The following is a 13,523-nucleotide window of genomic DNA, read 5'->3' as shown; positions in this document are numbered from 1 at the left end:
CTCGAATAAATGGAGATTATAATAAATGAGAAAAAGAATTCTAGTAATTGGAGCTAGTGGTGACATCGGCCTAGCAATTTCAAAAAAATTAATCAATGAAAAATATGATTTAATTGTTCATTATAATAGTAAGAAAGAGCCACTTAATGAACTGATCGAATTGGCTAATGAGATTGAAGTAAGTTGCCAATTCGTTCAAGCGAACTTGTCAGTTGAAAATGGGGTTGAAATTTTAACATCACAAATAAATGATACAATCGATTCAATTGTGTATGCATCGGGTTTTTCAATCTTTGGTTTGATTAATGATGTAAGAGATGAAGAGATTGATCGAATGACTCAATTACATATCAAAAGTTTGATTAAGGTAGTCAATCATTTTCTTCCTAATATGGTGGCTAAAAAATCTGGTAGTATCGTCGTTATTTCGTCTATATGGGGACAAATTGGTGCTTCATGTGAAGTTTTATATTCAACTACTAAAGGTGCTCAAAACGCCTATGTAATGGCATTAGCTAAAGAACTAGGGCCAAGTGGAATAAAAGTAAATGCTGTTGCTCCAGGTGCTGTAAAAACGAAAATGTTAAAAACCTTTAGTGAAGAAGATTTAAAGGATATTGCCAATGAAATTCCAATGAATCGTTTAGCTCTTCCAAGTGAAATTGCGAATACTGTAAATTACCTAATTTCCGAACAATCTTCTTATATAACTGGTCAAATTCTAGGAGTAAACGGCGGTTGGCATACTTCATAGCAAAATTTCCGGTCGAAAGTTATTTATTTCACATATTTTACCTTTTATATTATGGCGAAATCGTTTATTATTAAATGGAGAGTTAAGTAGTTAACAAATAGGGGGTATAGGTATGGAGTTAATCGAATGGTATTTTGAGTATGAAATACATAAGAATCGCCCTGGACTACTTGGAGATATTGCATCGCTAATCGGTATGCTAGGGATTAATATTTTAACAATCAATGGTGTCGACACAATGAAACGCGGCATGTTACTTGGTTGCGATAACGATGATCAAATTACTAGATTTGAATCAATTTTAAATACTATGGACAATATAACAATAATTAAACTTAGAAAGCCCACCCTAAGAGATCGTTTAGCTGTAAGACATGGTACTTATATTCAACGTGACGTAGATGATAAAAAGACTTTTCGTTTTGTTCGCGATGATTTAGGTATGCTTGTTGATTTTATGGCAGAGTTATTTAAAATGCCAGGTCATAAGCTAATTGGAATTAGAGGGATGCCTCGTGTTGGTAAAACTGAATCAGTTGTAGCAGCAAGTGTATGTGCAAATAAACGCTGGTTATTTGTTTCATCTACATTAATTAAACAAACATTAAGAAGTCAATTAATAGAAGACGAATATAATTCAGATAATGTATTTATTATTGATGGCATTCTTTCTCATAGAAGAGCAAATGAGCAACATTGGCAATTGGTTCGCGAAATTATGGCAATGTCTTCTGTGAAAGTAGTGGAGCATCCTGATGTATTTGTACAGCAAACTGAATACTCTTTAGAAGATTTTGATTACATAATTGAATTAAGAAATGATGAAAATGAAGAAATTAAATATGAACTTGTAGACCAAATGGATAAAAATGGACACAACTCGTTCTCGATGTTTGATTTTTAAAGTTAGTTGGGGTGTAACTTGTGACAGAATTAGGAAAATATTTACGAGAAGCAAGAGAAGCGAAAGGTTTATCAATTGACGATGTACAAGAGTTAACGAAGATTCAGAAACGTTATCTTGAAGCAATCGAAGAAGGTAATTATGAAATATTGCCAGGGCAATTTTATGTTCGTGCATTTATCAGACAATATGCAGAAACAATTGGTGTTGACGTTTCTGGATTTCTAACTGAAAAGCCAGAAGTAGAAGAATCAACTGTGGCAAGTACAGTAGAAGAAGTAAAGCATGAAGAAATTCCTAGTAGATCATCGAAGCTGAAAGAACCATTAAGCAATGTAAAGTCATCACGAATAATGGATTATTTACCAAGGATACTAGTAGCAATTCTTATCATTGGAATCTGCATCGCTATTTATATGATGTTCCCATCAAAAAATGATGGAAAATCTGCGGATACTAATCAATCTCAATCTAACTCTAATTCTGAAATTGAAAAGCCAAAAAATAATGCGCTAGATCAGGCAAAAGTTAATAATAAGAAAAAAACAGAGAAACCGAAAAATGATGTGACTGAGCAAACGCCAGCGCAAAAAATTACTGTTGACTCTGCAGCGGGTAAACGAACTACTATTTCTTTATCTGGTACGGATGTATTTAAAATAGAAATAGTTGCAAATGGTGAAAGTTATGTAGATTTAAAAAATGCTGATGGAAAAATGTTCTATTCCGGAATTTTAAAAAAAGGACAAACTCAAAACTACGACTTAACAGATGAAACTGAAGTAACTGTAAATATTGGTGCTTCTAACAATGTTGAGCTACGAATTAACGATGAGGTATTTAAATACCCAGTTAGTCCAACAAATGCTGTTCACCAAAAGATTACGATTAAAAATTTAAAAATGAATCAATAGTCATCTTTAAGATGGCTTTTATTCATTTATTATAAATGCTTCATTTTTAGAAAGTTTTGGAGGGTTTTACCATGAATTTACCAAATAAGATCACAGTGTCAAGGGTTTGTCTAATTCCATTATTTATGATTGCCGTTTTAATTGATTTTGGATGGGGAAAAGTTACATTAATGGGTGATTCAATACCAATAAATCATTTAGTAGGGGCTGCAATTTTTATTATTGCCTCAGTTACTGATTTTATAGATGGTTATTACGCAAGAAAATTAAATCTAGTTACTAATTTTGGTAAGTTTTTAGATCCACTTGCTGATAAATTACTTGTTTCTTCAGCATTAATTATCTTAACTGATTTTCATTATGTTCCTGCGTGGATTACGATTGTCATAATAAGTAGAGAGTTTGCTGTAACCGGTTTACGAATGATTTTAGCTGGTTCTGGAGAAGTTCATGCTGCTGCAATGCTAGGTAAAATTAAGACTTGGGCACAAATAGTTGCCATTTCAGCGTATTTCTTACATGACTTCCCATTGAATTTCTTACCATTTTCGATTGCGGATGTATCACTTTGGGTCGCATTATTCTTTACAGTATATTCTGGTTGGGATTATTTTTATAAAAATAGAGATGTTCTTCTTAAATCAATGTAATGAATAGAGGGGGAAATGATATGAAACGTGCTGAAATCATCGCAGTAGGTACAGAGCTACTTTTAGGTCAAATTGCAAATACAAATGCTCAATTTTTAGCTAAACATTTATCTGCATTAGGATATCACCATCATTTCCAAACAGTTGTAGGAGACAATTCCGAACGACTTAAAAGTGCATTAGAAATTGCTTCATCAAGAAGTGATTTAATCATCTTAACTGGTGGACTTGGACCAACCAAGGATGATTTAACGAAAGAAGTTGTTGCAGAATTTGTTCAAGAATCACTTGTTTACCACGATGAATCACTAGATTATATTGAACAATATTTTATTAAAGTAAATCGACCAATGACTGAAAATAATAAAAAACAAGCATTAGTCATTAATAACGCATATGTTTTATTGAATAATAATGGTATGGCACCTGGAATGGTTCTTGAAGCGAAAAATAAACAATTTGTATTATTACCAGGACCACCTAAAGAAATGATCCCGATGGTTGAGAAAGAACTAATTCCTTATTTTTTAAAAGGAAAGGAAGCAAGTACGATTATTTCCAAAGAGCTTAAGTTTTTTGGCATCGGGGAATCGATTTTAGAAACTGAAATTCTTGATTTACTTGAAAATCAATCAAATCCAACAATTGCTCCTTTAGCGAGTGAGGGAGAAGTAATGCTTCGAGTTACTGCAAGTGCTAGTAATGAACAAGAGGCAGAAAAACTAATTGGACAAGCTGAAGAAAAAATACGCGACCGTGTTGGGCAGTTTATATATGGTACAAATAATGAAAACTTGTTTACAGTTTTATCAAGAAAGTTAAAAGATTTTAAACTGACTATTTCTGCTGCTGAAAGTTTAACTGGAGGTCTGTTCAGTAAAAGACTGACAGATATTCCTGGGAATTCGTCCATTTTTAAGGGGAGTGTTGTTTGTTATTCTAATGAAATGAAACAAAACCTTTTACATGTACCATCAGACATTCTTAATAAAAGTGGTGCAGTAAGTGCAGAGTGTGCAAAATCACTAGTTGAAAATATTCAAAGATTAACAGGAAGTAATATTTCAATTAGTTTTACTGGTGAAGCAGGACCGTCTACATTAGAAGATGTGCCGGTAGGGAAAGTATTTATCGGTATAAAAATTGGTGATTCTGATTCAATTGTAAAAGAGTTTCAATTCAGTGGTACTAGAGAACAAATAAGATTATCAAGTGTCAAAAATGGCGCGAACTTATTGATTAAATTAATTAATTCAAGTTTTGAAAGTCAAGACTTATAAAATGAAATAGAATATTTTATAATAAAAAAGCTCGGTTAATTTAGCCGAGTTTTTTAATTTTATAGTTTCGATATTAATAAAAATCTAGTTTTATAGACCGAAAAATACGAAACAAGCGTTTCTATTCTTTAAAAAACAAGTTTAAATACGAAAAATATCGAATAAACGTTCTATTTTTTTGTTGGCAAACGAACAAAAAACAGTTATTATATAGTTAAGAGATAAATGAATCCTGAAGGAGGAATCTAAATGAGTGATCGTCAAGCTGCATTAGATATGGCTTTAAAACAAATCGAAAAACAATTCGGTAAAGGTTCAATTATGAAACTTGGAGAACAAACTGACCGCCAAATTTCAACTATTTCTAGTGGATCGTTAGCACTAGATGTTGCATTAGGTGTGGGTGGATATCCAAGAGGTCGAATTATCGAAGTATATGGTCCTGAAAGTTCAGGTAAAACAACTGTAGCATTACATGCAATCGCTGAAGTTCAGGCAAATGGAGGACAAGCGGCGTTTATAGATGCTGAGCATGCATTAGATCCGGTTTATGCTCAAAAATTAGGTGTAAACATTGATGAGTTATTATTATCTCAACCAGATACAGGTGAACAAGCACTTGAAATTGCTGAAGCATTAGTACGCAGTGGTGCAATTGATATTATCGTAATTGACTCAGTAGCTGCATTAGTTCCAAAAGCAGAAATTGAAGGTGAGATGGGTGATGCTCACGTAGGTCTACAAGCACGATTAATGTCTCAAGCATTACGTAAACTTTCTGGTGCAATTAACAAGTCAAAAACAATCGCAATCTTCATTAACCAAATTCGTGAAAAAGTTGGGGTTATGTTTGGTAATCCTGAAACGACTCCTGGTGGACGTGCGTTAAAATTCTATTCTACAATTCGTTTAGAAGTACGTCGTGCTGAACAATTAAAACAAGGTAATGATATTGTAGGTAACAAAACAAAGATTAAAGTAGTAAAAAATAAAGTAGCACCACCATTTAGACAAGCAGATGTAGACATTATGTATGGAGAAGGTATTTCTAAAGAAGGAGAAATCCTTGATATTGGATCGGATTTAGATATCGTTCTTAAGAGTGGAGCATGGTATTCTTACAATGAAGAGCGTCTTGGACAAGGTCGTGAGAATGCTAAGCAATTCTTAAAAGAAAATAAAGAAATTCGTGATACGATTAAACAATCTATCCGTCTTCACCATGGTTTAGATAACCCTGTTGCTATAACTGAAACAGATGACGAAGAACAATTCTCTTTATTAAAAGAGTAATCAAAAGTTAGTTTAAAATTACAAAAAATGCGGGCGCTTATTAAAAGTGCCTGCATTTTTTATATTTATAATTTCAAATTTCTTGTAATTAGGGAATGGACCTGTCCAATTTGCCATCAATATCACGATTAAGACATAAATGACAGTAAAAATATTCTAGCTGAAGGCAGGTTTACGTACATTGGCTTTGGCCTAAATAATGATAGAACCGTAGGAATCTACGGAAATAGCTTGGTAAATAAGAGTAACCTCTGTTGGCAAAGAAATAACACTAGCAAGTATGCTCAGTTCCCAAGAATCTCCCACTTCAAACAACCTGTAAGGGTGTTAAGTGGTGAGTAGTTTAAGAATGAAAAATTCGATCAATTAACTTACTAATCAAATCTTAAAAAAAATTTAATGAATAAAATTTAGATTCTCATGTATGAAATCTAGTAAAAATGTAATAAATATTGATAAATCAAGTAAGTAAGCGATTTACAAGGCTTGACATCATTTGGTAAGAGATTTAATATTTAAGTGTATATTCTAAAAAAATATTACTATTTTGTGAAAAATTGAATTGAAGTGTGCTGTATGTTGATGCAATTATTTATACAATATAACAGCCGACAAAAATGAAACTAACTAAATAGCAAGAGGAGGTGAAATCATGGGTGCAAATACTATAATTTTGATCATCTTCGCATTGCTTGCCACATTCGGAGTCGGTTATGCTGTCGGATTTTTTGTCCGTAAGTCCATTGCAGAAGCTAAAATAAATGGCGCAACTAATCATGCAAATCAAATTATTGAAGATGCAAAACGTGATTCAGAAACAATTAAAAAAGAAGCTTTATTGGAAGCAAAGGACGAAATTTTCAAAATTCGTACAGATGCAGAGAACGAAATTCGAGACCGTCGTAGTGAACTACAAAAGTCAGAAAATCGTTTAATGCAAAAAGAAGAGAACTTAGATCGTAAAGATGATGGACTTTCAAAACGTGAGTCTGTTCTTGAAAGAAAAGAGGAATCTCTTGTTTTAAAACAACAGCAGATAGAAGAAATGGAAAGCAAGATAGAAACATTAATTGCTGCTCAACAAGAAGAGTTAGAGAGAATTTCTAGCTTAAATCGTGAAGAAGCAAGACAATTAATACTTTCTAAAGTCGAAAATGAATTATCCCATGAAACAGCAATACTAGTAAAAGAAACAGAAGCTCGAGCAAAAGAAGAAGCAGATAAGAAAGCAAAAGATATTTTATCATTAGCAATCCAGCGATGTGCTGCAGATCATGTTGCTGAAACAACTGTTTCAGTTGTAAATCTTCCAAATGATGAAATGAAAGGTCGTATTATTGGCCGTGAAGGACGAAATATACGTACTCTAGAAACGTTAACTGGTATAGATTTAATTATTGATGATACGCCTGAAGCTGTAATATTATCAGGTTTTGATCCAATTCGTCGTGAAACTGCACGAATTGCACTAGATAAATTAGTACAAGATGGTCGTATCCATCCTGCACGAATTGAAGAAATGGTTGAAAAATCAAGACGAGAAGTAGATGAGTACATACGTGAAGTCGGTGAACAAACTACTTTTGAAGTTGGTGTTCATGGAATTCACCCTGACTTAATTAAAATATTAGGTCGTCTGAAATTTAGAACTAGTTATGGTCAAAATGTGTTAAAGCATTCGATGGAAGTAGCGAACCTAGCTGGACTTATGGCTGCTGAACTTGGTGAAGATATAAAACTTGCAAAACGTGCAGGTTTACTTCACGATATTGGTAAAGCAATTGACCATGAGGTAGAAGGAAGTCACGTTGAAATCGGTGTTGAATTAGCAACGAAATATAAAGAACATCCAGTAGTTATCAATAGTATTGCATCCCATCATGGGGATGCTGCGCCAACTTCAATTATTGCGGTTCTTGTAGCTGCTGCAGATGCTCTATCTGCTGCTAGACCAGGAGCACGTAGCGAAACATTAGAAAACTATATCCGTCGTTTAGAAAAGCTTGAAGAGATTTCTGAATCATACGAAGGTGTAGAAAAATCATTCGCTATTCAAGCAGGTCGTGAAGTACGCATCATGGTAAAACCAGATACAATTGATGATTTACAAGCTCATAGATTAGCGAGAGATATTAGAAAACGTATTGAAGATGAACTGGATTATCCAGGTCATATAAAAGTTACGGTTATTCGTGAAACTCGAGCAGTCGAGTATGCAAAATAAAGTGGTATTTGCCACTTTATTTTCTTTTTTGTAACAAAATAAATTTTTTAAAATAGCTCCAACTAATACATATCTGAAATGAATCTTAGTTGAATGGCATAGATGAAGATTCAGATTGTGCTAGTAAAGGGGCTTTTTCGTATTTTTGGGTAATCTAAAAGTAAAATCAGTGCTGTGAATTAGCAGTGGCAAGTTGGAAGGATGTAACGAAATGAGAATAATGTTTATAGGCGATGTAGTTGGTTCAAATGGTAGGTCAATGGTAAAGGCTAATATTCAAGCTTTAAAAAGGAAATATAATCCTTCGGTAACGATTATAAATGGTGAAAATGCAGCACATGGTAAAGGAATAACAGAAAAAATTTACCGCGAATTTTTAGAATTAGGTGCTCAAGCAGTAACACTTGGTAACCATGCATGGGATAAAAAGGATATTTTTGAATTTATTGATCAAGCAAAATACTTAGTTAGACCAGCTAATTTCCCTGAAGGTACACCAGGTAATGGATTAGTCTTTTTAAATTTTAATGATGTTGAAATAGCCGTTATAAATTTACAAGGTAGAACATTTTTACCACCACTTGATTGTCCTTTTAAAAAAGCAGATGAGCTAATAAAAATCGCCAAAAAACGAACAAACATCATTTTTGTTGATTTTCATGCTGAAGCAACAAGTGAAAAAATTGCTATGGGCTGGTATTTGGATGGAAGAGTAACAGCGGTTGTCGGTACACATACACATGTTCAAACGGCTGATGAGCGAGTTTTACCTGCTGGTACAGCGTTTATTACGGATGTTGGAATGACGGGTCCATATGATGGCATTCTAGGCGTTACGAAAGAAGCTGTTATTAAAAAATTCCTAACGAACTTACCAGTGAGATTCGAAGTAGATGAAGGCAGAGGTCAGTTAAGTGGTGTCATCATCGAATTAGACAAACAAACTGGGCTAGCAAAATCAATAAAAAGAATACAAATAAATGATGATCATCAAGAGCTATAATATCAATTAAAAGAATTGTGAAAATTTTTAAAAAACTTTTAAATATTTGCAGGAATAACTTCTTGTCATCGAGAATAGTTTTTATTGTACACAATAATAGCTTTGTAAGTACAAGGAGGATCAGGAATGGAAATATTAAAAGTTTCAGCAAAGTCAAACCCTAATTCTGTAGCAGGAGCACTTGCAGGTGTATTGAGAGAGCGTGGTTCAGCAGAAATTCAAGCAATTGGTGCTGGCGCGTTAAACCAAGCTGTAAAAGCAGTTGCAATTGCAAGAGGATTTGTTGCACCAAGTGGTGTAGACCTTATTTGTATCCCTGCATTTACAGATATTCAAATCGATGGGGAAGAGCGTACAGCGATAAAATTAATCGTAGAGCCTCGTTAATAATAACAACCTGTTAGCCTAAAGCGACAGGTTGTTTTATTTTTAGTTAAAGAAAGATTAAGTGTAGCGGGTCATGATTAAAAAGTGGAGCTAAGACTTAGCGCCGGCTTGAAGCTCGTCAGTCGACGAGTTTTTTTGCGTATAATTATTACTTTTATTATTGGATTTATTAATATGTTACACTAGTTTCAATAGTCAAAAAAAAATGGGAGGGTGTTAATTTATGAAAGTTTTTGATGCTCATTGTGATGTATTGATGAAATTACTTGAAAATCCTTTGATCAATTTTGAAAATGATGAGTCACTACAAGTTTCAGTTAAACGATTAAAACAAGGGAATAGTAAAATACAATGCTATGCGATTTATATTCCCGAAAATGTACATAAACTAATCAAATTTGATGCAGCTCTTCAATGTGTCACCCTTTTTTATGAAAAAGTAGCAACTGAAAATAATAATATAAAAGTTATTCGAACAAAAGAAGATGAAGTTGGATTAAAAAGTCACGAAATGGGTGCTATTTTGACGCTAGAGGGCTGTGATGCACTTTTAGGTGATATTAATCGCTTAAAGATATTACATCGTCTAGGCGTACGTAGTGTCGGTCTAGTATGGAATTATGCAAATGAAGCTGCAGATGGAATTCTTGAAGAAAGAAATGGGGGCTTAACTAATTTTGGAAGAAGTGTAGTTCATTACTTAAATGAGCATAATATGTGGTGTGATCTTTCTCATTGTACTGAAGCTGCGTTTTGGGATGCATTTGAACAAGCAAAATATCCAACAGCTACCCATTCAAATGCTAAAGCGATTTGTAAACATCCAAGAAATTTAAATGATGAACAGCTAAAGGCTATGTTTAATAGAGGAGCCATAGTAGGGATTAATTTCTATCCCACTTTTTTAGTCGATGAAGGTGTTGCAACTATTTCAGATATTCTTAAACATATCGATCATATGTGCTCTCTAGGTGGAGAAAAATTTATTGCGATGGGATCAGATTTTGATGGAATCGATACTCATCCAACAAATTTACATCATATAGGACTTTATCAAAATTTAACAAATGAATTGCTTAAACACTATACAGAACAACAGGTTAAAGGCTTTATGTATGAGAATTATTCATCATATATACATTACAAATAATATGTTACTTGTTCAGAATAATAAAAATATAAAAATTAAAGGAATAATTTCTTTCAAAATCATTGATTTTTTTGGTTAATAGGTCTAGAATTGAAAGCGAATTAACTCATATCAAAAGATATGTCTTAAATCGCTTTCATTCTTTTATATAAAATGAATGATATGCAAAAAAATTATCCATTTATAATTTAATTTATTACGAATGAGGGCATTCAAAGGGGTGTAGGAAATGATTGAACAACTTTCGTGGAAAGTTGGAGGACAACAGGGTGAAGGTATCGAAAGTACAGGTGAGATTTTTGCAATTGCGTTAAACCGTTTAGGTTACTACTTATACGGATATCGTCATTTCTCTTCTCGTATTAAAGGTGGTCACACTAATAACAAAATTCGTGTAAGTACAACTGAAGTTCGTGCAATTTCAGATGACTTAGATATTTTAGTAGCATTTGACCAAGAAACAATCGATGTAAACTTTTATGAATTACGCAAAGGCGGTATCGTAATCGCTGATGCTAAATTTAATCCGACAATTCCAGATTCAACTGACGTAACACTTTATTCAATTCCATTTACAGAATTAGCTACTGAATTAGGTACTTCATTAATGAAAAACATGGTTGCAGTTGGAGCTTCAAGTGCAATTTTAGGTCTATCAATTGAAGTTTTCAGAGAAGTTGTAGATGAAATTTTTGGTAAAAAAGGTCAACAAATTGTTGAGAAAAACATAGAAGCAATCGCACGTGGAGCAGAAGAAATGAGAGAAATGCTTGGCGTGAATGTAAATAAAATGCAATTATCAGAAGCTGATGGTAAAAAACGTATGTTCCTAATCGGTAACGATGCAATCGCAATGGGTGCATTAGCTGGTGGTTCTCGTTTTATGGCAGCGTATCCAATTACGCCAGCATCTGAAATCATGGAATACTTAATCAAAAAATTACCTCAGTATGGTGGAGCAGTTATTCAAACTGAAGACGAAATTGCTGCATGTACAATGGCAATCGGTGCTAACTATGCTGGTGTTCGTACATTAACATCATCTGCAGGTCCTGGTCTTTCATTAATGATGGAAGCAATCGGTCTTTCTGGTATGACTGAAGTTCCTTTAGTAATCGTTGATACTCAACGTGGTGGTCCAAGTACTGGTCTCCCAACTAAACAAGAGCAGTCAGACTTAATGGCTATGATCTACGGAACTCACGGTGAAATTCCGAAAGTAGTAATCGCTCCAAGTACAGTAGAAGAAGGATTCTACGATATGGTGGAAGCGTTTAACGTAGCTGAAGAATTCCAAGTACCTGTTATCGTAATTACTGACTTACAACTATCTTTAGGTAAACAAACTGTTGAGCCACTTCAATTTGATAAAGTACAAATTCGCCGTGGTAAGTTTGATTACAAACAAGAATTACCTGTATCTGAAAACAAAGAGTACTTCAAACGTTATGAAGTGACTGAAGATGGCGTTTCTCCTCGTGTAGTACCGGGTATGAAAGGTGGAATTCACCACGTAACTGGTGTTGAGCATGATGAAATGGGTAAACCATCAGAATCACCAATTAACCGTAATCAACAAATGGATAAACGTATGCGCAAGTTAAATAACTTAAAATTCCCTAACCCAGTGTTAGTGAACTCTAAACACGACGATGCTGATGTATTACTAGTTGGTTTCAACTCAACTCGTGGTGCAATTGAAGAAGCAATGGTTCGTTTAGAGCAAGATGGAATCAAAGTTAACCATGCTCATATTCGTCTAATTCACCCATTCCCAACAAACGAATTAATGCCTGAGCTTAAAAAAGCTAAACGTGTAATCGTTGTTGAAAATAATGCTACTGGTCAATTAGCAAGCATTATCAAAATGAATTGTGGTCATGCAGAAAAGATTTCAAGCTTACTAAAATATGATGGAAATCCTTTCTTACCAAAAGAAATTTACAATACTTGCAAGGAAGGAGTTGTTCTAAATGGCAACATTTAAAGAATTTCGTAATAATATTAAACCAAACTGGTGCCCAGGATGTGGAGACTTCTCTGTACAAGCATCTATCCAACGTGCAGCAGCAAATGTTGGTTTAGAACCTGATAACCTTGCAGTAATTTCTGGTATTGGATGTTCTGGTCGTATTTCTGGATATATTAACTCTTACGGTTTACATGGTATCCATGGTCGTTCACTTCCAATTGCACAAGGTGTTAAAATGGCTAACCGTGATCTAACTGTTATCGCTTCTGGTGGTGACGGTGATGGATTCGCTATCGGTTTAGGTCATACGATCCATGCAATTCGTCGTAACATCGACATTACGTATATCGTAATGGACAACCAAATCTATGGTCTTACAAAAGGTCAAACATCACCTCGTAGTGATGTAGGATTCAAAACTAAGAGTACGCCACAAGGTTCTGTTGAATCTGCACTTTCAGTAATGGAAATGGCATTAACAGCTGGTGGAACATTCGTAGCTCAAAGTTTCTCAAGTGATTTAAAAGAATTAACTTCATTAATTGAGCAAGGTATTAACCACAAAGGTTTCTCTTTAATTAACGTATTCAGCCCATGTGTAACTTACAATAAAGTAAACACATATGACTGGTTTAAAGAAAATCTTGTTAAACTTTCTGATGTTGAAGGATATGATCCATCAAACAAAGAAATGGCTATGCAAACATTAATGCAAAATAAAGGTTTAGTAACTGGTCTTATCTACCAAAACAAAGAGCAAAAATCATACCAACAATTAATTTCTGGATACAGTGAACAACCATTAGTTGAATCAGAACTTCAATTAGAAAAAGCACAATTCGAAAAATTAGTTGCTGAATTCATGTAATAATAAGAAAAACTCCTCAATTTTGAGGAGTTTTTTTATTTTATATTTAAATCTAGACAATCAACAATTTATTATGAAGGATACTGCCATTTGATGTTGAAGTAATTTGTAGTTAGGAGTGTTT

General features: G+C 33.9%; 12 protein-coding genes. All 12 read left to right on the top strand.

Annotated elements, in window-relative coordinates:
• The first annotated feature begins 25 nt into the window (after positions 1–25).
• The 12 genes from ymfI to MY490_RS14300 all read left to right on the top strand — a co-directional run bounded on the left by ymfI (position 26) and on the right by MY490_RS14300 (position 13,399).
• Entirely contained in the window at positions 26–754 is a 729-nt protein-coding gene (gene ymfI / locus MY490_RS14355; protein WP_248266336.1) for an elongation factor P 5-aminopentanone reductase, read from the top strand.
• A gap of 112 nt (positions 755–866) precedes the next feature.
• Positions 867–1,658 (top strand): DUF3388 domain-containing protein, encoded by a 792-nt coding sequence (locus MY490_RS14350; RefSeq protein ID WP_097975425.1) that lies wholly within the window; start codon positions 867–869, stop codon positions 1,656–1,658.
• A gap of 20 nt (positions 1,659–1,678) precedes the next feature.
• Complete coding sequence (locus tag MY490_RS14345; protein ID WP_248266335.1) at positions 1,679–2,572, top strand: helix-turn-helix domain-containing protein; 894 nt, start codon at positions 1,679–1,681, stop codon at positions 2,570–2,572.
• A gap of 71 nt (positions 2,573–2,643) precedes the next feature.
• A complete protein-coding gene (pgsA, locus tag MY490_RS14340; protein WP_248266334.1) occupies positions 2,644–3,222 on the top strand; it encodes a CDP-diacylglycerol--glycerol-3-phosphate 3-phosphatidyltransferase in 579 nt (192 codons plus the stop codon).
• A gap of 20 nt (positions 3,223–3,242) precedes the next feature.
• Positions 3,243–4,502, top strand: a complete 1,260-nt coding sequence (locus MY490_RS14335) for a competence/damage-inducible protein A (protein ID WP_248266333.1) — start codon at positions 3,243–3,245, stop codon at positions 4,500–4,502.
• A 249-nt stretch (positions 4,503–4,751) separates the two neighbouring features.
• The gene (gene recA / locus MY490_RS14330) at positions 4,752–5,795 is read left to right on the top strand and encodes a recombinase RecA (protein ID WP_248266332.1); all 1,044 of its coding nucleotides are present in this window, start codon (positions 4,752–4,754) and stop codon (positions 5,793–5,795) included.
• 652 nt (positions 5,796–6,447) lie between these two features.
• Complete coding sequence (gene rny / locus MY490_RS14325) at positions 6,448–8,019, top strand: ribonuclease Y (RefSeq protein ID WP_248266331.1); 1,572 nt, start codon at positions 6,448–6,450, stop codon at positions 8,017–8,019.
• Between the two features lie 211 nt (positions 8,020–8,230).
• Complete coding sequence (locus MY490_RS14320; protein WP_248266330.1) at positions 8,231–9,022, top strand: TIGR00282 family metallophosphoesterase; 792 nt, start codon at positions 8,231–8,233, stop codon at positions 9,020–9,022.
• A 126-nt stretch (positions 9,023–9,148) separates the two neighbouring features.
• On the top strand, positions 9,149–9,409 hold the full coding sequence (gene spoVS / locus MY490_RS14315) for a stage V sporulation protein SpoVS (RefSeq protein ID WP_044893696.1): 261 nt from the start codon (positions 9,149–9,151) through the stop codon (positions 9,407–9,409).
• A gap of 223 nt (positions 9,410–9,632) precedes the next feature.
• Positions 9,633–10,559 carry a dipeptidase gene (locus MY490_RS14310; protein WP_248266329.1) on the top strand — a complete coding sequence of 309 codons (927 nt, stop codon included), beginning with the start codon at positions 9,633–9,635 and terminating at the stop codon, positions 10,557–10,559.
• 229 nt (positions 10,560–10,788) lie between these two features.
• Positions 10,789–12,546: a 2-oxoacid:acceptor oxidoreductase subunit alpha gene (locus tag MY490_RS14305; protein WP_056470728.1), complete on the top strand. Its 1,758-nt coding sequence runs from the start codon at positions 10,789–10,791 to the stop codon at positions 12,544–12,546.
• The gene (locus tag MY490_RS14300; RefSeq protein ID WP_088012878.1) at positions 12,533–13,399 is read left to right on the top strand and encodes a 2-oxoacid:ferredoxin oxidoreductase subunit beta; all 867 of its coding nucleotides are present in this window, start codon (positions 12,533–12,535) and stop codon (positions 13,397–13,399) included. The genes MY490_RS14305 and MY490_RS14300 overlap by 14 nt, the downstream gene beginning before the upstream one ends.
• Positions 13,400–13,523 lie beyond the last annotated feature (124 nt).

Origin of the sequence: Gottfriedia acidiceleris, assembly GCF_023115465.1 — a bacterium.
GTDB lineage: Bacteria > Bacillota > Bacilli > Bacillales > Bacillaceae_G > Gottfriedia > Gottfriedia acidiceleris_B.
This window is presented reverse-complemented; position numbering and strand designations above follow the sequence as displayed.